This window comes from Serratia quinivorans (assembly GCF_052113645.1).
In the GTDB taxonomy this organism is placed as follows: Bacteria; Pseudomonadota; Gammaproteobacteria; order Enterobacterales; family Enterobacteriaceae; genus Serratia; species Serratia quinivorans_B.
Genome location: NZ_JBIEIU010000022.1, coordinates 1 through 25057, shown reverse-complemented (window position 1 = coordinate 25057; position 25057 = coordinate 1). Strand labels below are relative to the sequence as shown.

Here is a 25057-nt window from a genome sequence, read left to right as displayed (position 1 = left end):
TAACACGAGATTTCCGTGCCAAAGCGGACGTGTTGAGAATCAGGACTGAACCATGAGACGACAAGAATGGCTTAACGTTTTGTATAACGTGGAATTAATGGGTTTTGATCGCGGTGAGTCTATAAGTTCATGGTGTCCCCGACTGGAATCGAACCAGTAACTAGCCCTTAGGAGGGGCTTGTTATATCCGTTTAACTACGGGGACGCTGCGGGTTGGCAACCAAGGCTGCCGGGGCAGTATACCTTTTTTTACCCGCAGAATAAGCGCTTAGCGGTGCGTTTGCTCATTCCCTCGCCAATATGCGCCGTTTTTCGCGTACTGCTCTGACCGCGATCACGATTTTCTCGCCTTGTCGGTTTGTTTTTCGGCCGCCAGTCGCTCCGCCTTGTTTTTGTCGCTCATATCGTTACGGATCTGCGCATGGCTGATTAACGCAAAAATAAAGGTGCCGCCAATGATGTTGCCGGCCAGCGTCGGGATGGCAAACGGATAGATAAAATCTTGCCAGGGAATGACGCCGCTAAACACCAGATAAAGGATCTCTACCGATCCGACCACGATATGGGTCAGATCGCAGATCGCCACCAGGTAGGTCATCAGTACGATGACCCAAATCTTGGCGGCACCGGCAGAGGGGAACATCCACACCATGGTGGCGATGATCCAGCCGGCCAGAATACCATTGGCGAACATTTCCGACGGTGAGTTTTTCATCACCTCTTGCGACAGGCTAACGAAGGCGCTGCGGGTGTTCTCGTCGAAAATCGGCATGTGAATAAAGGCCAGCGACGCCAGCCCGGTACCTACCAGGTTGCCTAACAGCACCACACCCCACAGGCGAAACAGGATCAGGAAGTTTCTCGGCGTCGGTTTTTGCATGATCGGCAGCACGGCGGTGACCGTATTCTCGGTAAACAACTGCTGGCGGGCCATGATCACGATGATAAAGCCAAAGGTGTAGCCAATATTCTCGATAAAGAAGCGGCTGGGGTCGTCCGGCAAACGGGCATGAAAAATGCCTTTCGCCATCAGTGAGGCACCCATCGACAACCCGGCGGCTACCGCTGACCACAGCAACGCCAGCCAGTCGCGCTCCAACTCTTTTTCTCCCTCCATGCGGATCTGCTCATGTACTGCCGCTGCGCGTGAGGGCAGGTTCTCTTCCTTTACCTCAATTTCGCTTTTGCCCTGTTCATGCTCTTTGCTCTCCACCTGCAGGTTATTTTCCGCCTCTGCATCCGGGCGTTGCTGTTGGTCGCTCATTGTCTGCTTCTCCATCACATGCTGTCAGGGTCACGGATTAAGCGTAGTTGGCCCGGAGGTGAGGCGAAAGCGCTGTGGCAAATTGCAGAAAAAAGTAACAAGAGTTTAACGCCGTCGGTTTTTTCTGCGCATTTTTGATCTGGGGCGCAATATTACCCCTATTGGAGTAGTTGAGTGACCTGCGGCGGGCTACGTGCCGCAGATGGCTTATGCTATGATCGCTATCCCAAAGAAAAATATGAGTTCTCCCGATGCTGGAAGCTAAAAATCTGAGTTGCGTCCGTGATGAACGCACCCTGTTTAGCGCGTTAAGCTTTACGGTGAAGCCGGGCGATATTATTCAGGTGGAAGGGCCAAACGGGGCGGGGAAGACCAGCCTGCTGCGGATTTTGGCCGGCCTGGCGCGCCCGGAAGGCGGTGAAGTCTGCTGGCACGGGCAAAATACGTTGCGCCACCGCGAACGTTATTATCAGGATTTGTTGTTCCTTGGCCATCAGCCGGGGATTAAAGCCATGTTGACACCCTTTGAAAACCTGCAGTTTTACCAGGCGGTGCGTGGCACGCCCGAACGTCAGGCCATTTGGCAGGCGCTGGAGCAGGTGGGGTTAGTGGGTTATGAAGATTTACCGGTGGCGCAGCTTTCCGCCGGTCAACAGCGACGAGTGGCGCTGGCGCGGTTATGGCTCAGCGACAGTCCGCTGTGGATCCTGGATGAGCCGCTGACGGCAATAGACAAGCAGGGCGTGGCTGAATTAATTAGCCTTTTTGAGCAACATGCTCAGCAGGGCGGCATGGTATTGTTGACCACGCATCAGGATTTGGCCGGCGCAACGCAGGCGGTAGGAAAAATCAGCCTGACGGAAAACCGCGTGGAGACTCTTTGATGTTTTTGACTGTATTGCGCCGTGAGCTGAAGATTGCCTTTCGCAAAGGGTCGGAAATCGTTAATCCGTTGTGGTTCTTCCTGATCGTTATCACGCTGTTTCCGTTAGGGATTGGGCCGGAGCCGCAGCTGCTGGCGCGTATTTCGCCGGGGATTATCTGGGTGGCGGCGCTGCTGGCGGCGCTGTTGTCGCTGGAGCGTTTGTTTCGCGATGATTTCCTCGATGGCTCGCTGGAGCAACTGTTGTTATTGCCAACGCCGCTGCCGATGACGGTGTTAGGCAAAGTGTGTGCTCACTGGGTAGTAACAGGCTTACCCCTGTTAATCCTGTCGCCGCTGGTGGCGTTGTTGCTGTCGCTGGATATGAATACCTGGCTGGCGGTGGCTTTTACGCTGCTGTTGGGCACGCCGACGCTGAGCCTGATTGGCGCTATCGGCGTGGCGCTGACCGTCGGGTTACGCAAGGGCGGCGTGCTGCTAAGCCTGCTGGTGCTGCCGCTGTATATCCCGGTGCTGATATTTTCTACCGCTGCCATCGATGCCGCCTCTATGGGAATGCCGATCGACGGCTACCTGGCGATACTGGGCGCGATGCTGGCGGGGAGCATAACGCTGGCGCCTTTCGCCACCGCCGCGGCGCTGCGAGTGAGCGTGCACTAGCTAACTTATTGAAATGCGGGTTAACGCCACCAAGAGCGTGTTCCACCGCAAAAGCAATTTTCGTCGCCCCGGTAAACGAGGCGGCCACCGTATAAATTTACCGTGAGCAATGACGACAATGTGGAAATGGTTACATCAATTTGCCCAGCCTGAACGGCTGTATCACGTCTGCGGCCGCTTTATCCCCTGGCTGGGGCTGGCCGGTGCGGCTTGCCTGCTGCTGGGCTGGGTCTGGGGATTCGGCTTCGCGCCCAAGGATTACCAACAGGGCGATAGCTTCCGCATCATGTATATCCACGTGCCGGCGGCGATGTGGTCGATGGGGATCTACGGTTCGATGGCGGTAGCGGCATTTATCGGCCTGGTGTGGCAGATGAAAATGTCCGATACCGTGGTGGCGGCGATGGCACCGGTCGGCGCGGTGTTTACCTTCATTGCGTTGGTCACCGGCTCCGCCTGGGGCAAGCCGATGTGGGGCACCTGGTGGGTGTGGGACGCGCGTCTGACCTCTGAACTGGTGTTGCTGTTTCTTTATATTGGCATCATTGCGCTGTACAACGCTTTTGAGGACCGCCGCCTGGCGGGCCGTGCCGCCGGCATTCTGGTGCTGGTCGGGGTGGTGAACATCCCCATTATTCATTTCTCGGTCGAATGGTGGAACACCCTGCACCAGGGGTCCACCAATATGCAACAGAGCATCGCGCCAAGCATGCGCACCCCGTTGCGTTGGGCGATCCTCGGCTATCTGCTGTTCTTCATCACTCTCACCCTGATGCGTCTGCGCAATCTGATTTTGTCTCAGGAACGCCAGCGTCCGTGGGTGGCCGGGCTGGTCAATAAGGAGCGCCAACCATGAATGCCGCCTTTACTTCCTGGCAGGCGTTTTTCGCCATGGGGGGCTATGCCTTCTACGTTTGGTTGGCGGTAGCCGTTACGCTGCTCTCGTTGCTGGGCCTGGTGGCTCATACTTTCTGGCAGCGCCGCCAATTGCTGGATGAAATCGGACGCCGTCAGGCGCGCGAACGACGTATTCGTCAGTCGCAGCAGTCGAAACAAAAAACCGCTAACCCGCGGGAGAAATCATTGTGAACCCACGTCGTAAAAGTCGCCTGTATCTGGCAATCGTAGTGCTGATCGGCGTTGCGCTGACCGCGACCCTGATGCTGTATGCGCTGCGCTCCAACATCGATCTGTTTTATACCCCGAGTGAAATTCTGCAGGGCAAGGGCGAAAACCATGAGAAGCCGGAAGTGGGCCAGCGCCTGCGCATTGGCGGCATGGTGATGCCAGGAACGGTAAAACGCGATCAGAAAACGCTGCAGGTCAGTTTCAAAGTTTATGACGCGCGCGGTGCGATCGACGTCACCTACACCGGTATCCTGCCGGATCTGTTCCGTGAAGGGCAGGGCGTGGTGGCGCAGGGCGTACTGGGAGAAGGCAACGTGGTGAACGCACGTGAAGTGCTGGCGAAACACGATGAAAAATACACCCCGCCGGAAGTGGCCGACGCCATGAAAGAAAATCACAAGGGACCGGCTTCGGCCTACGCTACCCCGCAAAATGAGGGCGCTAAATCATGATGCCGGAAACGGGAAGTTTTCTGCTGTGCCTGGCGCTGGCGATTTCGCTGCTGCTGAGCATTTACCCGCAGTGGGGCGCGGCGCGTCAGGACCGTCGCATGATGGCGGTGGCACGCCCGCTGACCTATGGCATGTTTGCCGCCATTGCGTTGGCGTTTGTCTGCCTGGTGCACGCCTTTGTCGTCAACGATTTTACCGTGGCTTATGTGGCCGCCAACTCCAACACCCAACTGCCGGTGTATTACCGTATTGCCGCCACCTGGGGCGCCCATGAGGGATCGCTGCTGCTGTGGGTGCTGTTGCTGAGCTGTTGGTCGCTGGCGGTGGCCTTGTGCAGCCGTTCGATGCCGCAAGATGCCGTGGCGCGCGTGCTGTCGGTAATGGGCATGATCACCGCAGGCTTCCTGCTGTTTATCATCATGACCTCCAACCCGTTCACTCGTACGCTGCCGAACTTCCCGATCGACGGCAGTGACCTCAACCCGCTGCTGCAGGATATTGGCCTGATTTTCCATCCGCCGCTGTTGTACATGGGGTATGTCGGTTTCTCGGTAGCCTTCGCTTTTGCCATCGCCTCACTGATGGCCGGTCGGCTCGATACCGCCTGGGCGCGCTGGTCGCGGCCCTGGACCACTGCGGCCTGGGTGTTCCTCACCATGGGCATCGTACTGGGGTCCGCCTGGGCCTATTACGAGCTGGGCTGGGGCGGCTGGTGGTTCTGGGATCCAGTAGAAAACGCTTCATTTATGCCGTGGTTGGCCGGTACCGCGCTGATGCACTCGTTGGCGGTGACCGAAAAACGTGGCACCTTCAAAGCCTGGACGGTGCTGCTGGCGATTACCGCCTTCTCGCTGTGTCTGCTGGGGACCTTCCTGGTGCGCTCCGGCGTATTGGTTTCGGTGCACTCCTTTGCTTCTGACCCGGCGCGCGGCATGTTTATCCTCGCCTATCTGGTGATCGTGATCGGCGGTTCCCTGCTGCTGTATGCGGTCAAGGGCGGGCAGGTACGCAGCCGGGTGCAGCATGAAACCTTCTCGCGGGAAACCTTCTTGCTGGGCAATAACGTGCTGTTGATCGCCGCCATGCTGGTGGTGTTGCTGGGCACGCTGTTACCACTGGTGCACAAGCAACTGGGCCTGGGCAGCATTTCTATCGGCGAGCCATTCTTCAATACCATGTTCACCTGGCTGATGGCGCCGATGGCTTTGCTGATGGGCATTGGCCCACTGGTACGCTGGCGCCGTGACGAACCGACCAAGCTGTGGCGCCGCCTGAGTGTGGCGCTGGTGATCACGCTGGTGCTGTCGATCCTGCTGCCGTGGCTGCTACAAGACAGCATCGCCGGTATGACGGTGGTGGGGCTGATCATGGCGGTTTGGGTGATTATCCTGACGCTGATGGAGCTGCATGAACGTGCAACCCATCGCCACGGTTTCTGGCGCGGCCTGAGCCATCTCTCCCGCAGCCACTGGGGTATGGTGCTGGGCCACCTGGGTGTGGCGGTAACGGTAATCGGCATCGCATTCAGCCAAAACTACAGCGTGGAACGCGATGTGCGCATGAAGGCCGGCGACAGCGTGGATATCCACAACTATCACTTTGTGTTCCGCGACGTGCACGACATTCGCGGGCCGAACTACAGCGGCGGCGTCGGCATCATCGACGTTACGCGCAATGGCAAGCCGGAGGCGACGCTGCACGCGGAGAAACGCTATTACAGCGTAGCGCGCAGCATGATGACCGAAGCGGCAATTGACGGCGGTTTCAGCCGTGACCTGTATGCGGCGCTGGGCGAGGAACTGGACGACGGTTCCTGGGCGGTGCGGTTGTACTACAAACCCTTCGTACGCTGGATCTGGTTCGGTGGGGTATTTATGGCGATCGGCGGTATCCTGTGCATTCTCGATCCGCGCTATCGGATGAGCAAAAAACTCAAGCGTGAAGGTAAGCTGGAGGAGCAGGCATGAACCGTAAATTGCTGTTTATCCCGTTAATCCTGTTTCTGCTGCTGGTGGCGGCGTTTATGGTGCAACTGACGCGCAACGCCGGTGGCGAGGACCCGACCATGCTGGAGTCGGCGTTGATCGGCAAGCCGGTGCCGACCTTCAAGCTGGAATCCCTCGATCAGCCCGGCAATACCTACGATCAGGCAGTGCTGCGCAATGGCAAGCCGATGTTGCTCAACGTTTGGGCGACCTGGTGCCCAACCTGTCGCGCCGAACATCAATACCTCAATACGCTGGCCGCACGCGGCATTCGCGTAGTGGGGCTGAACTATAAAGACGATCGCGGCAAAGCGGTGACCTGGCTGAACTCTCTGGGCAACCCTTATGCGCTCAGCCTGTATGACGGCGACGGCATGCTGGGACTGGATCTTGGGGTGTACGGCGCGCCGGAAACCTTCCTGATCGACGGACAAGGCATTATTCGCTACCGCCATGCCGGGGACATGAACGAGCGCGTTTGGCAGCAGGAAGTCTTGCCGCTGTACAAAAAGTATGGGGGTGAGGCATGAGGTTACTGACCCTGGTGTTCGCCGCGCTGCTGAGTTGGAGCGCCGCTGCGGCTATCGATACTTACCGGTTCAACTCGGTCGAGCAGGAACAGCAATACCGGGAGCTGACGGAGCAACTGCGCTGCCCTAAATGCCAGAACAACAGCATCGCCGATTCTAATGCCATCATCGCGGCGGACATGCGTACCAAGGTGTACGAGCTGATGATGCAGGGGCAGAACAAGCAGCAGATTATCGACTACATGGTGGCGCGCTACGGTAATTTCGTCACCTACGAACCGCCGCTCACCCCGGCGACGCTGATCCTGTGGGTTGGCCCGTTGTTGTTTGTGCTGATCGGCGGCGCGGTAGTGATACTGCGCACTCGCCATCGTCGCGTCGGTGCCGCTAATGCTAACGATGAATTCTCCGAACAGGAGCAACAGCGTCTGGCGGCGCTGCTGAAAGAGACTGACAGGAAGAAACCCTAATGGCTTTTTGGCTGACTATTATTGTACTGCTGGTAGGCGCTGCGGCGTTGCTGGTGGTGCCGGCGATGCGCCACAGCGGTAAAAGCACCGCCGCTAGCCGCGATACGCTGAACAAGGCGTTTTATCAAGATCGTCTGCACGAGCTGGAGCAGGACGAAGAACAGGGCGTGGTTGCCGAACGCCCTGAGCTGGTGAAGGAACTGCAGCAAAATCTGCTGAATGATATTCCCGGTCAACAAGACACGCAGGAAAAGCCCATCAATCGCTGGGCATTGGTGCCCGGAGTCGCCTTGCTGGTGGTGGTCACCCTGGGGTTTTATCTGAAAACCGGCGGGTTGGCGCAGGTACTGGACTGGCAGCAGGTCGAGGCGCAAATGCCGGATCTGCGCGCACGCGTCGCTAATGAACGCGCACAACCGCTGAGCATGGAAGAGATTGCCCGCCTCGGACTGGGACTGCGCACCGCGCTGCAACAAGACGATCGCAACATCAACGACTGGATGATGCTCGGCCGGGTGGGGATGGCGCTGAACAACGCAACCACCGCCACTCAGGCATTTGCGCATGCTTATCAACTGGATCCGAATAGTCTGGAAGTTCGCCTCGGCTATGCAGAAGTCTTGACGCGATCCAACGATCCAGAGGATAACAAGCAGGCCACACAGATGCTGCGCAAGATGATCGCCGAAGATCATACCAATATGCGCGTGCTGAGTTTGTTGGCGTTCAACGCCTTCGAACAGGGTGATTTCAAGCAGGCGATCGGCGCCTGGCAGGTGATGCTGAAACTGTTGCCGGCCAACGATCAACGCGCCGAAGTGATAAAGCGCAGCATTGAACAAGCAAAAACGCAGGCGGGCGAAGAAACTGTTAAACTTGGGGTTAACGTGACGATATCGCCACAGGCGACGAACGCTTTGCCGCAGCAGGGGACCCTGGTCATCTCGGTGACCGATGGTACGAGTCCGGTACCGGTTGCGGTGAAACAACTGCCCTTAAGCCGTTTCCCGCTGTCATTTTCTCTGGATGACAGCAACGCCATGATGCCGGAACGCCTGCTTTCGGCTCAGCATCAGGTCAAGGTGCGGGTACGAATTTCTCAGGATGGTCTGGCCACACCACAGTCGGGTGATTGGTTCGGCGAGAGTGCGCTGCAGAATTTCAGCGGTAAAGAGCAGATTGACGTTCAGATAAACAAACAGGTCCCTTAAATAAAAAGACCGAACGTGTTTTTATGGAGAAAAATATGAACTTTCGCCTGACTGGGCTGGCTTTCACAACGGTATTATTGGTGGGCTGTGCCAGCGCGCCACAAGATGAACCACAAGGGCGATCCGATCCTCTGGAAGGATTTAACCGGACGATGTTCAACTTCAACTATAACGTCCTGGATCCGTACGTACTTCGCCCGGTGGCCGTGGCCTGGCGCAATTATTTGCCGATGCCGGCGCGTAATGGCATCAGCAACTTTACTTCCAACCTGGAAGAGCCGGCCAGCATGGTCAACTCCTTCCTGAAAGGCGACCCGTACAAAGGGATGATCCACTTTAACCGTTTCTTCCTCAATACCCTTCTGGGGATGGGCGGTTTGATCGACGTGGCGGGGATGGCCAACCCGAAACTGGCTCGCGAAGAGCCGAACCGTTTCGGCAGCACCCTGGGGCATTATGGCGTTGGCTACGGTCCTTATGTGATGTTGCCGGGCTACGGCAGTTTCACCCTGCGTGAAGAGGGCGGTGACTGGGCAGATACCGTTTATCCGGTGCTGAGCTACCTGACCTTCTGGATGTCGGCGGGCAAATGGGTGGTTGAAGGGATTGAAACCCGCGCCGAGCTGTTGGATTCCGACGGCCTGCTGCACAACTCTTCCGATCCGTACCTGATGGTGCGCGAAGCCTACTTCCAGCGTAACGATTTCCTGGCGAACGGTGGCTCGCTGAAGCCGGAAACCAACCCGAACGCCGAGGCGATCCAGGGCGATCTGGACGATATCGACTCGCAATAATCTCGGTTAGCGAACATAAAGAACCCGCCTCGATGGCGGGTTTTTTGTGCTTGGGTATAAGCAGGCAAAAAAAAGCGCCCCTAAGGGCGCTCTCGGCTTCTTGATCGACAAGATTAGAAGCGGTAGTTGAAGTTGGCGCCGTACAGCCAGGCCTTGCCCACCGAGTTGAAGGTGTATGGACCTTCCTTGATGGTGACTTTCTGGCCGTGCATGTAGGAAATACCAACGTCGACAGAGGCGTCTTTGTTGAACGCATAGCTGGTACCGGCACTCAGCCACAGACGGTCCTGATCCGGGATTGAGATAGAACGGTTCTGAGCCGGTACCGGGCTGTCATCGAAGGCGATACCGGTACGGAAGGTCCAGTTGTCGTCATAGAAGTAGGTGGTACCCAGCGCGATGCGGTAAGCGTCTTTAAAGCCTTCATGCTTCTCAAACAGCGTTTGGCCGCTGTTGCCGGTAGCTTTCAGCTCCTGGAACTGACTCCAACTGGTGTAAGCCAGGCTGTAGTGGATAGCCCACTGCGGCGCAACCTTGTTGTAACCCGAGATTTCCCACATTTCCGGCAGGTTCAGATCCAGAGAACCAGGGATGGTGGTGCCGTCGGTGCCCATAGGCAGACCGAGAGCGCCCAAGAGTGGGTTATAGGCGGATGGCAGGCTGCTTTTGTAATCACCGTCAAACTTGATTTTAACTTCGGAACGGTAGGTGAAACCGTAACGGTTGTTTTCATCTACTTCATACAAGATACCGGCGTTCCAGCCAAAGCCCCATTTGTCACCTTTCAGGTGAGAAATCTGGGTATCCGCCGGGATCTGCGAGACCGGGCCGGCCAATTGTGGTGGCAGTTGACCAGAACCTGCGATCAGTTTTGGTAATTCGCCGGCATAACGCTCAAGCTTGGCTTTGGCGTAAACCGCATCGAAGCCCAGGCCGAAGCTGAATTGTTGGTTCAGACGGTAGGCACCGCTCAGGTTCAGGTTGATGGTGGTCAGGTCGGTTTTACCGCCGTAAGCGCCTGCGGTATAGCCGTCGTTGAATTCGGTGGCCAGACCGTAGTTACTGGTGACCGAGCCGCCCACGGCAAACTGATCGTTAATCGGCTGTACATAGTGCAGGTTTGGCACCCAGGCGACCGGGGCGATGTTCTTGGAGTCCAGGCTGGCACCAGAGGGTGATTTGCCGGTGATGTCTACGTCCGGATCGATAAATACTGCACCGAGGGAGAGTTCCGGGCGGGTGTACATCATCAAGAGGGCTGGGTTGCGGCTGGCTGAAGCCGCGGTGTCTGCCATGGCGCCTTCGCCAGAATACGAACGTCCTAAACCAGCTGATGAGAACTCATTCAGCTGGAATCCTGCGGCAGACACGTTTGAAGAAATAATTGCCACTGCAGCTGCGAGAGCTGATTTAGTAAATAGGTTTTTCTGGCTCATGACCAAAACCTCATTTTATGTGTTTATTATTTAAACATGTTACATAGAGTAACAAGGAGCGCGCGATTGTAGGGTCCGATCCTATTCAGACAAATCAGACCAGTGGCTGAATTATAGGTCCGACCTGTGAAAATGTTGCAACATTGTTTTTGAGATATTTCCAAATTGATATCAAAAAGGAGATCTGCATAACAAAAAACCAGCAATGCATAACAATATTCTTACCGTTCCTTAGCAGACAGCGATTTTCATTTGTGATTTCCATCACTTAAAACACCTATAAAAAGTAAGTGCTAGTGATCGGTTTCATCGCAGAGTAAAATAAGCGCAGAATCTTGTGTCTTTGCACTAGTAGCTAAATGGCAATTCGGACTCGCGTAATGGCGGTCCCTGAGGAGAATTAATCATGTCCAATCCCATTAATAAATGTAGCGCCCAGGAAACTGCCGCCTGTTGCTGTGTTGATGTCGGTACCGTGATGGACAATACCGATTGCACCGCCTCCTACAGCCAGGTGTTTGCCAATCAGCAGGATGCAGAGAAAATGCTGGCCACGCTGACCGAAAAAGCCCGGGGCGTGGAATCTGACCCTTGTGACATCAGCAGTAGCATTAAACCGGTTGACGGTGGTGTGGAACTGGTGGCTGATTTCACCTTTGCCTGCCAGGCGGAAACCCTGATTTTCCAGCTCGGCCTGCGTTAATAACGGCTTCAAAATAGTGCGGGGCAACCCGCACTGCGCCCTTCCTGATTAATCCCCCGTTAGAAAGTTGCTCCTGCTCTCAGTTTTCACCTCTGCCGGTTTGCCAAATGTAAACATTTGGTTAACAATGCTCTCATCAGGTCAGACCTCTTTTTGACCGTTGCGCTGACGTTATTCTCTTCAGGAGCGTTTATGAGTAAGGCACTGCCGCTGGTGACCCGTCACGGTGACCGTATTGCGATTGTAAATGGACTGCGGACTCCCTTTGCCAAACAGGCGACCGCGTATCACGGTATTCCGGCGGTGGAGCTGGGCAAAACGGCGGTCAGTGAACTGTTGGCTCGCAGCGGTATTGATCCGACGTTGATTGAACAACTGGTGTTCGGCCAGGTGGTGCAAATGCCTGAAGCGCCGAATATTGCGCGTGAAATTGTGCTCGGCACCGGCATGAGCGTACATACCGACGCTTACAGCGTGTCGCGCGCCTGCGCTACCAGCTTCCAGGCGATTGCCAACGTGGCGGAAAGCATCATGGCGGGCAGCATCAGTATTGGCATCGCCGGGGGGGCCGACTCGTCTTCCGTTCTGCCCATCGGCGTCAGCAAAGCGCTGGCGCGCACGCTGGTGGACGTCAACAAAGCTCGCACCCTTTCACAGCGTCTTAAATTATTCAGTCGGCTGAAGTTTCGCGACCTGATGCCGGTGCCGCCGGCGGTGGCCGAATATTCCACGGGGCTGCGCATGGGCGATACCGCCGAGCAAATGGCGAAAAGCCACGGCATCACCCGGGAAGAGCAGGATGCCCTGGCGCACCGTTCTCACCAGTTGGCAGCCAGAGCCTGGGAGCAGGGGCTGCTGCACGATGAGGTGATGACCGCCTATGTGCCGCCGTACCGCACGCAAATTACCGAAGACAACAACGTCCGCAAAGACTCCAGCCTGGCTTCTTATGCCAAGCTGAAACCGGCATTTGATCGCAAGCACGGCAGCGTCACCGCGGCCAACAGCACACCGCTGACCGACGGTGCGGCGGCGGTGCTGATGATGAGCGAATCACGCGCGAAAGAGTTAGGGTTACAACCGCTGGGTTACCTGCGCAGCTTTGCTTTCTCCGCCATCGACGTGTGGGAAGACATGCTGCTCGGCCCGTCTTACGCTACGCCACTGGCGCTGGACCGCGCCGGCATCGGCTTGGCCGATCTGACGCTCATCGATATGCATGAAGCCTTTGCCGCCCAGACCCTGGCCAACCTGAAGATGTTTGCCAGCGACGAGTTCGCTCAGAAAAAGCTGGGCCGCAGCCGGGCGATTGGCGAAGTGGATATGGAAAAATTCAACGTATTGGGTGGCTCAATTGCTTACGGCCACCCATTTGCCGCTACCGGCGCGCGCATGATCACCCAAACGTTGCACGAGCTGAAACGCCGTGGCGGCGGGCTGGGGTTGACTACTGCCTGCGCGGCCGGAGGGTTAGGGGCCGCAATGATCGTAGAGGTGGAATAATGAGCTTTGAAAATGCATTGCACGAACAGCGGGCCAAACCCTCGGCTTTTCAGCTGACCATTCGCCCGGACAACATCGGTGTGATTACCATTGATGTCCCGGGGGAGAAGGTGAACACGCTGAAGGCCGAGTTTGTCGAACAGGTCAACGACGTACTGATCCGTGCGCAGCAGCATCCGGCGCTGGAAGGATTGGTGATTATTTCCGGCAAGCCGGATTCGTTTATTGCCGGGGCGGACATCAGCATGATTGCCGCCTGTACCACCGCCAAAGAAGCCGAAGCGCTGGCGAAAAAAGGCCAAAGCACGCTGGCACAGATTGCCGCGTTCCAGGTTCCCGTGGTGGCGGCTATTCACGGTGCCTGTTTGGGCGGTGGGCTGGAGCTGGCTTTGGCTTGCCACAGCCGCGTTTGTTCTCTGGATGATAAAACCGCACTCGGCCTGCCGGAAGTTCAGCTCGGTTTATTGCCGGGCTCCGGCGGCACCCAACGTTTACCGCGGTTGATCGGCGCCAGCAAGGCGCTGGACATGATCCTGACCGGCAAACATATTCGGGCGCGTCAGGCGTTGCGCATGGGGTTGGTGGACGATGCGGTGCCACAGTCGATTTTGCTGCAGGTCGCTGTCGAACGGGTCAAACAGGGCTGGCAGAGCCGGCGTGAATTGCCGTGGCAGGAGCGTTTGCTCAATGGCCCGTTAGGCAAAAGCCTGTTGTTCAGCATCGTGCGCAAGAAAACGCTGGAGAAAACGCACGGCAACTACCCGGCGGCCGAACGCATCATCCAGGTGGTGCGCACCGGTCTGGATCACGGCAACGCCAGTGGCTATGAAGCCGAAGCGCGGGCGTTTGGCGAATTGGCCATGACGCCGCAGTCAGCCGCGTTGCGTAGCCTGTTCTTTGCCTCCACCGCGCTGAAGAAAGAGCGTGGCGGCAACGCACAACCTCATGAACTGCACCGTATCGGCATTCTGGGTGGCGGCCTGATGGGCGGAGGTATCGCCTGTGTGACAGCCACACGCGGTGGTCTGCCGGTGCGGATTAAAGACGTCAACGAAACGGGCATTAACCACGCGTTGAAATACAGCTGGGACGTGCTTGGCAAGCGGGTACGCAGCAAACGTATGCGCCCGGCGGAACGGCAAAAACAGATGATGCTGATCTCCGGCTCGACCGACTACATCGGGTTTGAACAGGTGGATGTGGTGATTGAGGCGGTGTTTGAAGATCTGACGCTGAAGCAGCAGATGGTGGCAGAGATAGAACAGCATGCTGCGCCGCACACCATTTTTGCCTCCAATACCTCATCGCTGCCGATTGGCCAGATTGCCGCCAAGGCGCAGCGACCCGAGCAGGTGATCGGTCTGCATTATTTCAGCCCGGTGGATAAAATGCCGTTGGTCGAAGTGATCCCGCACGCCACCACCAGTGAGGCAACCATTGCCACCACCGTGGCACTGGCGCATAAACAGGGCAAGACGGCGATTGTCGTCGCCGACCGCGCCGGTTTTTACGTTAACCGCATTCTGGCACCTTATATAAATGAAGCGACTCGTTGCCTGCTGGAAGGCGAGCCGATCGAAGCGCTGGACAAGGCGTTGGTGGATTTTGGCTTCCCGGTTGGGCCGATAACCCTGCTGGACGAAGTGGGCATCGACGTCGGCACCAAGATTATCCCGGTATTGGTGGAACAGTTGGGTCCGCGCTTTGCCGCCCCGGCCGCCTTCGAGGCGGTGTTGAAAGACGGGCGCAAAGGGCGCAAAAATGGCCGTGGCTTCTATCTGTATCCCAGCGAGGGCCAGCAGCGTCAACGGAGCAAGCGTGCCGATACCTCGGTCTATCTATTGTTAGGCATCACACCGAAGTCGCATCTGCAACCGGCGGTCATCGCCCAGCGCTGCGTCATGATGATGCTCAACGAAGCGGCGCGTTGTCTGGATGAAGGCGTGATCCGCAGCGCGCGCGACGGCGATATCGGTGCTGTGTTCGGCATTGGTTTCCCGCCATTCCTCGGCGGGCCGTTCCGTTATATGGATCAACTTGGCGCCGAGAAGGTGGTTAAAACGCTGGAGTATCTGCAGCGGCAGCACGGTGAATATTTTGCGCCTTGCGAACGCCTGCAGCGCATGGCACAGCAGGGCGAACGCTTCTATCCGCAAGGGGCGTGAGCGGCGCGGTGACGTGATTTGTACTAGAGTAGGATCAAGGTTGCATTGTGATCGCTATCACTCCTTGCAATACCGGCAATCCCTGACGCTATACAGGGAGATAGGGACGCGGTAACGTACCCCGATGGCGGTGAAAGCCTGATCGCCATCAATAAAATTCATGATGGAAAGGTTAAAATTTAACCTGTTGAATTGGTTGTTATGTGAGCGTCAAGTTCACCCTATGGCGCCATTGATGTAAAAAACAGCGTTTTCTTTACGTGAACTTTCAGGCAAAATGCCCGGCCGCCATAAAGAGACGGCGCGTTATCGTTTCAAAGCTTTTGCTTTGGGGTTGTAAAACTCGGCGATACAGCACGCTCGGCGTTTCTGTATAGCGTTATTTTGTCAACAACAGCGGTGCAATATGCAAGTTTTGATTATGCGTCACGGAGAGGCGGCACTTGATGCGGCCAGCGATTCGGTAAGACCTCTTACTGTTTGTGGCCGTGATGAGTCACGTCAGATGGCGGCCTGGTTAAATACCAAGTCTGTGGATATTGAACGAGTGCTGGTCAGCCCCTACTTGCGGGCCGAGCAGACGCTGGCTACGGTACGCGAAGCTTTAACCTTGCCGGCAAGTGAAGAAGTGCTGCCTGAGCTGACGCCAGGCGGGGACGCCAGCCTGGTAGGCAGCTATTTGCAGGTGCTGGCGCAGCAGGGGATTAACTCGGTGCTGATCGTCTCCCACTTACCGCTGGTGGGGTATCTGGTGGCTGAACTCTGTCCGGGCGAATGCCCACCGATGTTCGCGACCTCGGCGATTGCCAATGTTGATCTGGCAGCCGACGGCAGCTACGGTAAGTTTGAATGGCAGGTCAGTCCATCGCAGGTGATGGCTAAAGTATAAGGCACCGCAAGGCGGGGCCAAAACGAAAGGGCGATGTCAAACATCGCCCTTTGTCATTTCTGCGGTTTACTCGGCCAGTTCGACCAGCAGCAAAATGGCTGCGTTACCGCCCCATTCTTTGGGCGCCTGATGGAACACCAGCACGTCAGGGTGCTGCGCCAGCCATAGCGGCGTTTGTTGTTTGAGGATGTGTTTGCCGTGGCCGTGCATCACGCAGGCGCAGTGCACGTGCTCGCGTTTGCAGGCGGCGATCAGCGCCCCCAGTTCCTGCTTGGCCTGCAGTTGGGTCAGGCCGTGCAGATCGAGAAACAGCTCTGGCGAATAATCGCCGCGCCGCAGTTTTTTCAGCTCGAAGGCACTGTAACCGGGGCGCACATAGCGCGTTGGACCTTCCTCTTCCAACTGCGGTTGGTACTCGTCCGAAAAATAATAACTGGCGTCGACCTGTTCCTGCAGCAGGCGCTGCGGTGCAACTTGCTTGGTTTTCGGCTTGGGTTTACGGTGGACGATGGTGTCCTGACGCAGCTTTTTTGCGTCTACTACCGACTCTCTGAAGAGCTGCAATTCGTCTTTGCTCAGAGGGTGCTTGTTCTTCATTTTGTACTCACCGGAAATCATTTATCGCGATAGTTTACCTTGTCGCCGGTCTCTGTCGACGCAAAATTCGCGCCAGAATGAAAAGCGCAAGGGGTTAGCGTGATTTGTCGCGGGCTTCATGGCAAACTATGCGGCTAAATCATGAATCACAGTGCCTGCCGGAGGGCAAATTGGACAAAATTTTCGTCGAGGAAGCAGTGAACGAACTGCACACCATTCAAGATATGCTGCGCTGGACGGTCAGCCGTTTTAACGCCGCCGATATCTACTATGGTCACGGAACCGATAATCCGTGGGACGAAGCGGTGCAATTGGTGCTGCCAAGCCTGTTCCTGCCGCTGGATATTCCAGAGGATATGCACACCGCACGTTTGACCTCCAGCGAGCGCCACCGCATCGTTGAGCGCGTGATCCGCCGCGTCAACGAGCGCATTCCTGTCGCTTATCTGACCAACAAAGCCTGGTTCTGCGATCTGGAGTTCTATGTCGATGAGCGCGTGTTGGTACCGCGCTCCCCGATTGGCGAGCTGATCAACGATCGCTTCAGCGCCCTGATCCCACACCCACCGCGTCATATTCTCGACATGTGCACCGGCAGCGGTTGTATCGCCATTGCCTGCGGCTACGCTTTCCCGGAAGCGGAAGTCGATGCGGTTGATATTTCCAGCGACGTGCTGGCGGTGACCGAACGCAATATCCAGGCGCTGGGGGTTGAACAGCAGGTGATCCCGATCCGCTCCGATCTGTTCCGCGACGTTCCCGCGATCCAGTACGATCTGATCGTCACCAACCCACCGTATGTGGATGCGGAAGACATGTCCGATCTGCCGCAGGAATTCCGTTTTGAACCGGAATTGGGTCTGGCGGCAGGCAGCGACGGCCTGAAGCTGGTGCGCCGTATTCTGGCCTGCGCGCCGGATTACCTGAGCGACGACGGCGTGCTGATTTGTGAAGTGGGTAACAGCATGGTACATCTGATGGAACAGTATCCGGATATTCCGTTCACCTGGCTGGAGTTCGAAAACGGCGGTGACGGCGTGTTCATGCTGACCAAACAGCAACTGGTGGATTGCAAAGAGCACTTCAGCCTCTACCGCAGCTAAGCATTCTTCGGGCCGGCTTTGGCGGGCCCCACAAAGATAATAATTAAGGGTAAGGAGCCGCGATGGCAGGAAACAGTATTGGGCAGATTTTCCGCGTCACCACATTTGGTGAATCTCACGGTGTGGCGCTGGGCTGTATCGTAGATGGCGTACCGCCGGGTATCCCGCTGACCGAAGCCGATCTGCAGCACGACCTGGACCGCCGCCGTCCAGGCACTTCTCGCTATACCACTCAACGTCGCGAACCGGACCAGGTGCGCATTCTTTCCGGCGTGTTTGAAGGTGTGACCACCGGCACCAGCATTGGGCTGATGATTGAAAACACCGACCAGCGTTCGCAGGATTACGGCGCCATCAAAGACGTGTTCCGTCCGGGGCATGCGGATTACACCTACGAGCAAAAATACGGCGTGCGCGATTATCGCGGCGGTGGCCGTTCTTCGGCGCGTGAAACCGCAATGCGCGTTGCGGCAGGGGCTATCGCCAAGAAATACCTGCAGCAGAAATTCGGCGTGCAGGTGCGTGGCTACCTGGCACAAATCGGCGACGTCGTCTGTGAGCTGAAAGACTGGGAGCAGGTCGAACAGAACCCGTTCTTCTGTCCGGATCCTGACAAGCTTGAAGCCCTGGACGAGCTGATGCGCGCGCTGAAGAAAGAAGGCGACTCGATTGGCGCCAAGGTCAGCGTGATCGCCGAAAACGTACCGGTCGGCCTCGGTGAGCCGGTATTTGACCGCCTCGATGCGGATTTGGCGCATGCGCTGATGAGTATCAATGCGGTAAAAGGCGTGGAAATCGGTGACGGTTTTGCCGTGGTCACCAAGCGCGGCAGCGAAAACCGCGATGAAATCACTCCGGAAGGCTTCCAGAGCAACCATGCGGGCGGCATTCTCGGCGGCATCAGCAGCGGCCAGCCGGTGGTGGCCCATCTGGCACTGAAACCGACCTCCAGCATTATGGTGCCGGGCCGAACCATCAATCGTCAGGGCGAAGCGGTAGAGATGGTCACCCGTGGCCGTCACGATCCCTGCGTAGGTATCCGTGCGGTGCCTATCGCCGAAGCGATGATGGCGATTGTGCTGATGGATCACCTGTTGCGCCAGCGTGCGCAGAACGGTGATGTGGTCTCTAACGTTCCACGCTGGTAATCACCATGAAAAACTGGATGTTGGGCATCGTTGCCCTGATGGCTTCGGGCTCGGCCCTGGCGCTGACGCCGTGGCAGAAAATCGATCACCCGGTGGCCGGGGCGCCGCAGGCGGTGGGCGGTTTTGCCAATGGTTGTGTGATTGGTGCCCAGCCGCTGCCGCTGAACTCGCCGGATTATCAGGTGATGCGTCCCGATCAGCGCCGCTATTTCGGCCATCCTGATCTGCTGGCGTTTATCCAGCGTCTGAGCAGCAAGGCCAACCAAAGAAATTTGGGCACGGTGCTGATTGGCGATATGGCGATGCCGGCCGGTGGACGCTTTAGCAGCGGCCATGCCAGCCATCAGTCCGGGCTTGATGTCGACATCTGGTTACAGTTGCCGCGCCAGCGTTGGAGCGCACAACAACTGCTGAAGCCGCAGCCGATCGATTTGGTTTCCGGCGACGGCAAGCAGGTAGTCGCTCGCCAGTGGCAACCGCAGATTGAATCGCTGATCAAAGCTGCAGCGCAGGATCAGGAAGTGACCCGCATCTTCGTCAACCCGGCGATCAAGCAGCGTCTGTGTCTGGATGCCGGCGCCGATCGCGATTGGTTGCACAAGGTGCGCCCGTGGTTTGGTCATCGTGCGCACATGCATGTGCGTCTGCGCTGTCCGGCAGGCAGCCTGGAGTGTAAAGAACAGGATACGCCGCCGCCGGGTGACGGTTGTGGTGCCGAACTGGCAAGCTGGTTCGTGCCGCATCAACCGAGTGCCAAACCGGGTAAACCGGTGCCACCGCCATTGCCGCCTACCTGTCAGGCTTTGCTGGATAACCATTTCGCTGCGGAATAATAAATGGACTGGTTCGTCGTTGGCCCCGAGATGCTCGGGGTTTTGTTTGTGGTGGCATTACTCGCAGGCTTTATCGACTCTATCGCCGGTGGCGGCGGCCTGTTAACCGTGCCGGCGCTGCTGGCGGTAGGGGTTCCCCCGGCTCAGGCGCTGGCGACCAACAAGCTGCAATCGGTAGGCGGTTCCTTATCCGCCAGTCTGTACTTTATCCGCCGACGAGCAGTCGATCTCAACGATCAAAAACTGACTATTCTGCTGGCGCTGATCGGTTCCATCGCCGGGGCGATCCTGGTGCAGCACATGCGCGCCGATCTGCTGCGGCAAATGCTGCCGTTATTGGTGATCGGCATTGGGCTGTACTTTCTGCTGACCCCGCGTTTGGGGGAAAACGATCGGCAACGCCGTCTAAGCGCCTTGCCGTTCGGGCTGGTGGCCGGGGGTTGTGTCGGGTTTTACGATGGCTTTTTTGGGCCTGGCGCCGGTTCCTTCTATGCGTTGGCTTATGTGACGCTGTGCGGTTTTAACCTGGCTAAATCTACCGCGCACGCCAAAGTGCTGAACTTCACTTCCAACTTTGGCAGCCTGGTGTTGTTTATCATCGGCGGCAAGGTGTTGTGGGGCATAGGTTTGGTGATGTTGGTAGGGCAGGTGCTCGGCGCACGTCTGGGGGCGCACATGGTGATGACCCGTGGGCAAAAGCTGATCCGGCCGATGATCGTCATCGTTTCGTTGGTGATGAGCTGCAAGCTGCTGTACGACAATCACGGTGCTGAAATTCAGCAGTGGTTGGCATTGCATATTTAACATGCCAAGAGAGCGGTAAAGTGAAATAATTACCGCTTTATATTTGTGGTTATTGGGTTTTTTATTTATGTCAGACACACAGGCTACCCATCAATATTCCCAACTGATTGAAATTTTTAATCAGTGCTTCAGCGATGATTACAACACGCGGCTGGTAAAAGGCGACGATGAGCCGATCTATTTGCCCGCCGACGATGAACTGCCGTATCACCGCATCGTCTTTGCCCACGGCTATTACGCCAGTGGCATGCATGAAATCTCGCACTGGTGTATCGCCGGCGAACAGCGTCGCAAGCTGGTGGATTTCGGTTACTGGTACTGCCCGGACGGGCGAGACGCGCAGACGCAAAGCGAATTCGAAGCGGTGGAAATTAAACCGCAGTCTTTGGAGTGGATGTTCTGCGTCGCCGCCGGTTTCCCGTTCAATGTCAGTTGCGACAACCTCAACGGTGACTGCGAGCCGGATCGCATCGCCTTCCAGCGCAAGGTGCGTGAACGGGTGCTGTTGCTGTTGGAACAGGGAATACCCACAAGACCTGCGCGCTTTATTCAGGCGTTACAATCGTTTTACAATACGCCACCGCTGGCGGCTGAGCATTTTCCCTACCCGGAAGATCTCAACTGATTGCCAGTTTGTTATTTAATGAGGAAATTTGATGATCGCAGAATTCGAAGCGCGCATTTTGGCGCTGATTGATGACATGGTAGAGCACGCCAGCGATGATGAACTGTTTGCCGGTGGCTACCTGCGCGGTCATCTGACGCTGGCGGTTGCCGAAGTGGAAGAGCTGGGTGAGCACACCGCGGAGGCGCTGAAGGCGCAGGTAGAAGGTAGCCTGCATAAAGCCATTGCCGCCGGTGAGTTGTCGCCACCGGACCAGGTGTTGGTGTATGGCATGTGGGAAAATCTGTACCAAACCGCACTGCCGACCGCCTGACACTGTTTCCACAGGGCGCAGCCGCGCCCTGTGAGATTGGCCTTAAACCACCGCACGTCCCTTCAGTAATTTTCTTACCCACATCCGGTTCGGGTTCAATGCCGCCAACATGTCTGCGTCGCCCGGCAAGGGTTCGCCGAACAGCTGCGCCGCCAAAATCTCCGCCACCAAAGGTGCAGAGCACAGCCCGCGTGAGCCTAAACCGCCAATGACAAACAGATTTGGATAGGTCGGCGCGTCGGCGATAACCTCGCCGCGTTGGTGCTGACGTTGCAAATCCTGGTATTGCGTCAGCGTGGCCTGGTAGTCCGGCACTGCGCCTGTCATGGGCAGGTGATCGCGAGTGGCGCTGCGTACGCCGCAGCGAGCCTGGCGGCCGCTGACGTCCACCTCCAACGGCCAGGTCTGATCCGGCAGACAACGCAGCAGACGATCGCGGTTTTCCTGCTGTTCTTCCTCACGATAGTCGGTGGTAGTTTCACCGCGCTGGTAGCTGGCGCCGATACAGTGCTGCTGGTTGTTGGCATTGACCGGCGTCAGGTAGCCGTCGTAACACAATACCTGCTTCAATTCACTCAGCACCGCAGTGGTGGGGATGTGGGAAACCTGCCCGCGTACCGCGTAAACCGGCAGCGCCTTACTTTGCGTCAGTTCGGGAAGCCGGTGGCCGTTGGCCAGGATCACCGTCGCATGCTGGCGGGTTTCGCCGCTGTTGAAGCTGAGCTGCCAACCTGAGTCCTTGGCGGTCAGGGCGCTGACGGCTGAGTCATAATGGCAGTTCATTCCCTGACGTTGCGCCAGAGCAATCGCACTGCGCGTCAGTTCGGCCGGACACAGCCAGCCGCCTTGCGGATAGTTGATGCCGCCAAAACCGCTGTCGACGCCGCACAAGGCGCTGAGCGTCGTGCGATCGGCCGGCATCGCCAGCGCCTGCGGCCATTCAACCGCCTGCATTTTGGCAATTTTCCCGGCGCTCTTGTCATCAAAAGCCAGTTGGCTGACGCCACACCACTGGTGGTCGAACACCACGCCCTGTTGCACCAGCGCATCGTACTGGCGGCGGGCAAACGGGAAGGCGGCACTGAAAAAGTTTTCCAGCGCATCCCCCCGGCCGTTCAGCAAAGGGTAGAGCGCACCCTGACGGTTACCCGATGCCCCTTCGGCCGGCTGCGGATCGGCACAGTACAGCGTGACTTTCGCGCCGCGCCGCAACAGGGCGAGGGCGGTCAGTGCGCTGGCAACGCCACCGCCGATAATCGCGATGTCATCGGTGTTCTCCGCCGCCGGGCGCAGCAGCCAGGGGGCTGGATGGGGGATGTCCGGCGTATCGGCAGGTAACTCGCCGGTCAACATTTCGCGTTTCTGGCCGAACCCTTTGGTTTTGATGACATCGAACCCGGCTTGCTGCAAACCGCGCCGTACGAAGCCTGCGGCGGTAAAAGTGGCCAGGCTGCCGCCCGGCCGGGCAAAGCGCGCCATGGCGGCGAACAGCTGCTCCGTCCACATATCCGGGTTCTTTGCCGGGGCGAAACCGTCGAGGAACCAGGCGTCGATTTGGCGGTTCATGCTGGCGTCGAAGTGCGGCAGCAATGCGTTAACGTCGCCGAACCACAGATCGAGCGTGATGCGGCCTTCGGCCAGCAACAGACGGTGGCAGCCCGGCAGCGGCAAAGGCCATTGAGCGCGTAACTCATCGGCATAGGGAGCCAGTTCCGGCCAACGCGCATGCGCCGCCGCCAGATCGGCCTGCAGCAGCGGGAATTTTTCAAAGCTGATAAAGTGCAGGCGCTGCAGCGTGGCGTTCGGCGTGGTTACACGGAAGGCAGCAAAGGCCTGCCACAGGGTTAAAAAGTTAAGTCCGGTGCCGAAGCCGGTTTCCGCGACGATAAACAGCGGGCGAGGGTGCCCGGCAAAACGTTGCGGTAATCGGTTGCCCTTGAGAAAGACATAGCGGGTTTCTTCCAGCCCATCCTGATTAGAAAAGTAGACGTCATCAAACTGTTTCGAAACAGGTGTACCCTGTTCATTCCAGGATAACGCTGCGGTTTGGATCGGGGCGTGGCTCACGGTTAGTCGCTCGTAACTCAAGGGGTGACGGGATTCTAACGGTGCGGGCGTTATGGCGCAAACTGGATAAGAATAAAGCTGAAAAACGCTGATCGGACTTGTTCGGCGTACATCTGTACGCTAAAGTGCGAGGCAAAATCCCGAATGTAAAATTGTGGAAGAGGTATTGAATGAAACGTGCAGTGATTACTGGCCTGGGAATCGTCTCCAGCATTGGTAACAACCAGCAGGAGGTCCTGGCGAGCCTGCAGGAAGGTCGTTCTGGGATCACTTTCTCCCAGGAGCTGAAAGATTCCGGCATGCGTAGTCACGTATGGGGCGATGTTAAACTGGACACTACGGGTCTGATCGACCGTAAAGTGATGCGCTTTATGAGCGACGCGTCCGTTTATGCCTATCTTTCCATGGAAGAAGCCATCAAGGACTCAGGTCTGGCTGCCGATCAGGTTTCCAACGATCGCACCGGTCTGGTTGTTGGCTCAGGTGGTGGTTCTCCGCGCAACCAGGTTGCCGGATCCGATGGCATGCGTGCCAAAGGCCTGCGCGGCGTTGGCCCGTACATGGTGACCAAAGCTATGGCTTCAGGCGTTTCTGCCTGCCTGGCAACCCCATTCAAAATTCGTGGCGTTAACTATTCCATCAGCTCTGCCTGCGCAACCTCTGCACACTGCATTGGTCACGCGGTTGAACTGATCCAACTGGGCAAACAGGACGTGGTCTTTGCCGGCGGCGGTGAAGAACTGTGCTGGGAAATGGCTTGTGAGTTCGATGCGATGGGCGCACTGTCCACCAGCTACAACGACACTCCGGAAAAAGCTTCCCGTACTTACGACTCTGCGCGTGACGGCTTCGTCATCGCCGGCGGCGGCGGTATGGTGGTGGTTGAAGAGCTGGAACACGCTCTGGCACGTGGCGCGCACATCTATGCTGAAATCATCGGCTACGGTGCGACCTCAGACGGTGCCGACATGGTGGCTCCATCAGGTGAAGGCGCAGTGCGCTGCATGAAGATGGCGCTGCAGGGCGTTGATACGCCAATCGACTACATGAACGTTCACGGCACCTCCACGCCGGTAGGCGACGTGAAAGAGCTGGGTGCTATTCGCGAAGTGTTTGGCGACAACACCCCGGCAATCTCCTCCACCAAGGCGATGACCGGTCACTCACTGGGCGCCGCCGGCGTGCAGGAAGCGATCTACAGCCTGCTGATGGTTGAGCACGGCTTTATCGCGCCGAGCATCAACATCGACAATCTGGATGAGAAAGCCGCAGGCATGAACATCGTGACTCAGCCGACTCAACGTGAGCTGACCACCGTGATGTCCAACAGCTTCGGTTTCGGCGGCACCAACGCCACGCTGGTGATGCGCAAGCTGCAGAAGTAATTCCGGCCCAAAGCTCAGGATCAAGCCCGCATTTTGAACTGCACCCCAAAAGTTGGACACCCAACTGAATAAGGTGCAGTTTTTTATGGCAAAACCAAAATACTCCCTC

At 57.2% G+C, this 25057-nt stretch carries 25 protein-coding genes and 1 tRNA gene; 21 read left to right on the top strand and 5 right to left on the bottom strand.

Annotated features, from left to right (window positions below):
- Positions 1–130 precede the first annotated feature (130 nt).
- Together ACGS9J_RS24800 and ACGS9J_RS24795 are read right to left on the bottom strand one after the other, a co-directional pair.
- Positions 131–205, bottom strand: a tRNA-Arg gene (locus ACGS9J_RS24800).
- 129 nt (positions 206–334) lie between these two features.
- Entirely contained in the window at positions 335–1264 is a 930-nt protein-coding gene (locus ACGS9J_RS24795; RefSeq protein WP_442233283.1) for a formate/nitrite transporter family protein, read from the bottom strand.
- Between the two features lie 251 nt (positions 1265–1515).
- Between ACGS9J_RS24795 and ccmA the strand changes: the two genes are divergently transcribed.
- The 10 genes from ccmA to mlaA all read left to right on the top strand — a co-directional run bounded on the left by ccmA (position 1516) and on the right by mlaA (position 9377).
- Positions 1516–2148 carry a cytochrome c biogenesis heme-transporting ATPase CcmA gene (gene ccmA, locus ACGS9J_RS24790; RefSeq protein WP_442233282.1) on the top strand — a complete coding sequence of 211 codons (633 nt, stop codon included), beginning with the start codon at positions 1516–1518 and terminating at the stop codon, positions 2146–2148.
- Positions 2148–2807 carry a heme exporter protein CcmB gene (gene ccmB, locus ACGS9J_RS24785; protein ID WP_442233281.1) on the top strand — a complete coding sequence of 220 codons (660 nt, stop codon included), beginning with the start codon at positions 2148–2150 and terminating at the stop codon, positions 2805–2807. Before ccmA ends, ccmB begins: the two co-directional genes overlap by 1 nt.
- Positions 2808–2925: 118 nt before the next feature.
- Positions 2926–3663, top strand: a complete 738-nt coding sequence (locus ACGS9J_RS24780; protein WP_442233280.1) for a heme ABC transporter permease — start codon at positions 2926–2928, stop codon at positions 3661–3663.
- On the top strand, positions 3660–3896 hold the full coding sequence (gene ccmD / locus ACGS9J_RS24775; RefSeq protein ID WP_442233279.1) for a heme exporter protein CcmD: 237 nt from the start codon (positions 3660–3662) through the stop codon (positions 3894–3896). The genes ACGS9J_RS24780 and ccmD overlap by 4 nt, the downstream gene beginning before the upstream one ends.
- A complete protein-coding gene (gene ccmE, locus ACGS9J_RS24770; RefSeq protein WP_442233278.1) occupies positions 3893–4387 on the top strand; it encodes a cytochrome c maturation protein CcmE in 495 nt (164 codons plus the stop codon). The genes ccmD and ccmE overlap by 4 nt, the downstream gene beginning before the upstream one ends.
- Positions 4384–6354, top strand: coding sequence for a heme lyase CcmF/NrfE family subunit (locus tag ACGS9J_RS24765; RefSeq protein ID WP_442233277.1), 1971 nt, complete (start codon positions 4384–4386; stop codon positions 6352–6354). The genes ccmE and ACGS9J_RS24765 overlap by 4 nt, the downstream gene beginning before the upstream one ends.
- Positions 6351–6902: a DsbE family thiol:disulfide interchange protein gene (locus tag ACGS9J_RS24760; protein WP_442233276.1), complete on the top strand. Its 552-nt coding sequence runs from the start codon at positions 6351–6353 to the stop codon at positions 6900–6902. The genes ACGS9J_RS24765 and ACGS9J_RS24760 overlap by 4 nt, the downstream gene beginning before the upstream one ends.
- Positions 6899–7372 (top strand): cytochrome c-type biogenesis protein, encoded by a 474-nt coding sequence (locus tag ACGS9J_RS24755; protein ID WP_442233275.1) that lies wholly within the window; start codon positions 6899–6901, stop codon positions 7370–7372. Before ACGS9J_RS24760 ends, ACGS9J_RS24755 begins: the two co-directional genes overlap by 4 nt.
- Positions 7372–8583, top strand: coding sequence for a c-type cytochrome biogenesis protein CcmI (gene ccmI, locus ACGS9J_RS24750; RefSeq protein WP_442233274.1), 1212 nt, complete (start codon positions 7372–7374; stop codon positions 8581–8583). The genes ACGS9J_RS24755 and ccmI overlap by 1 nt, the downstream gene beginning before the upstream one ends.
- A 35-nt stretch (positions 8584–8618) precedes the next feature.
- Entirely contained in the window at positions 8619–9377 is a 759-nt protein-coding gene (gene mlaA, locus ACGS9J_RS24745) for a phospholipid-binding lipoprotein MlaA (RefSeq protein ID WP_442233273.1), read from the top strand.
- Positions 9378–9490: 113 nt separating this feature from the next.
- On the opposite strand, the gene fadL is transcribed toward mlaA, so the two are convergent.
- Positions 9491–10813, bottom strand: coding sequence for a long-chain fatty acid transporter FadL (gene fadL / locus ACGS9J_RS24740; protein ID WP_442233272.1), 1323 nt, complete (start codon positions 10811–10813; stop codon positions 9491–9493).
- A 406-nt stretch (positions 10814–11219) separates the two neighbouring features.
- On the opposite strand from fadL, the gene ACGS9J_RS24735 reads away from it, so the two are divergent.
- The 4 genes from ACGS9J_RS24735 (at position 11220) to sixA (ending at position 16073) form a co-directional block, all read left to right on the top strand.
- A complete protein-coding gene (locus ACGS9J_RS24735) occupies positions 11220–11516 on the top strand; it encodes a YfcZ/YiiS family protein (protein ID WP_020827916.1) in 297 nt (98 codons plus the stop codon).
- 192 nt (positions 11517–11708) lie between these two features.
- Entirely contained in the window at positions 11709–13019 is a 1311-nt protein-coding gene (fadI, locus tag ACGS9J_RS24730; RefSeq protein WP_442233271.1) for an acetyl-CoA C-acyltransferase FadI, read from the top strand.
- Complete coding sequence (gene fadJ / locus ACGS9J_RS24725) at positions 13019–15184, top strand: fatty acid oxidation complex subunit alpha FadJ (protein WP_442233270.1); 2166 nt, start codon at positions 13019–13021, stop codon at positions 15182–15184. The genes fadI and fadJ overlap by 1 nt, the downstream gene beginning before the upstream one ends.
- A gap of 406 nt (positions 15185–15590) precedes the next feature.
- Positions 15591–16073, top strand: coding sequence for a phosphohistidine phosphatase SixA (gene sixA, locus ACGS9J_RS24720; RefSeq protein WP_442233269.1), 483 nt, complete (start codon positions 15591–15593; stop codon positions 16071–16073).
- 66 nt (positions 16074–16139) lie between these two features.
- Here the strand turns inward: sixA and smrB are convergent, their stop codons facing one another.
- Positions 16140–16670 carry an endonuclease SmrB gene (gene smrB, locus ACGS9J_RS24715; RefSeq protein WP_442233268.1) on the bottom strand — a complete coding sequence of 177 codons (531 nt, stop codon included), beginning with the start codon at positions 16668–16670 and terminating at the stop codon, positions 16140–16142.
- A gap of 170 nt (positions 16671–16840) precedes the next feature.
- Between smrB and prmB the strand changes: the two genes are divergently transcribed.
- The 6 genes from prmB to ACGS9J_RS24685 all read left to right on the top strand — a co-directional run bounded on the left by prmB (position 16841) and on the right by ACGS9J_RS24685 (position 21496).
- Entirely contained in the window at positions 16841–17773 is a 933-nt protein-coding gene (gene prmB, locus ACGS9J_RS24710; RefSeq protein ID WP_442233267.1) for a 50S ribosomal protein L3 N(5)-glutamine methyltransferase, read from the top strand.
- A 62-nt stretch (positions 17774–17835) separates the two neighbouring features.
- Positions 17836–18921, top strand: a complete 1086-nt coding sequence (gene aroC / locus ACGS9J_RS24705) for a chorismate synthase (RefSeq protein WP_442233266.1) — start codon at positions 17836–17838, stop codon at positions 18919–18921.
- Positions 18922–18926: 5 nt separating this feature from the next.
- A complete protein-coding gene (gene mepA, locus ACGS9J_RS24700) occupies positions 18927–19754 on the top strand; it encodes a penicillin-insensitive murein endopeptidase (protein ID WP_442233265.1) in 828 nt (275 codons plus the stop codon).
- A gap of 3 nt (positions 19755–19757) precedes the next feature.
- Complete coding sequence (locus ACGS9J_RS24695; protein WP_442233264.1) at positions 19758–20558, top strand: sulfite exporter TauE/SafE family protein; 801 nt, start codon at positions 19758–19760, stop codon at positions 20556–20558.
- A 67-nt stretch (positions 20559–20625) separates the two neighbouring features.
- Positions 20626–21183, top strand: coding sequence for an elongation factor P hydroxylase (locus ACGS9J_RS24690; protein ID WP_442233263.1), 558 nt, complete (start codon positions 20626–20628; stop codon positions 21181–21183).
- Between the two features lie 31 nt (positions 21184–21214).
- Positions 21215–21496, top strand: coding sequence for a YfcL family protein (locus ACGS9J_RS24685; RefSeq protein WP_442233262.1), 282 nt, complete (start codon positions 21215–21217; stop codon positions 21494–21496).
- A gap of 42 nt (positions 21497–21538) precedes the next feature.
- Here the strand turns inward: ACGS9J_RS24685 and mnmC are convergent, their stop codons facing one another.
- The gene (gene mnmC / locus ACGS9J_RS24680) at positions 21539–23563 is read right to left on the bottom strand and encodes a bifunctional tRNA (5-methylaminomethyl-2-thiouridine)(34)-methyltransferase MnmD/FAD-dependent 5-carboxymethylaminomethyl-2-thiouridine(34) oxidoreductase MnmC (RefSeq protein ID WP_442233261.1); all 2025 of its coding nucleotides are present in this window, start codon (positions 23561–23563) and stop codon (positions 21539–21541) included.
- Between the two features lie 170 nt (positions 23564–23733).
- Between mnmC and fabB the strand changes: the two genes are divergently transcribed.
- Complete coding sequence (fabB, locus tag ACGS9J_RS24675; protein WP_044552704.1) at positions 23734–24948, top strand: beta-ketoacyl-ACP synthase I; 1215 nt, start codon at positions 23734–23736, stop codon at positions 24946–24948.
- Positions 24949–25057 lie beyond the last annotated feature (109 nt).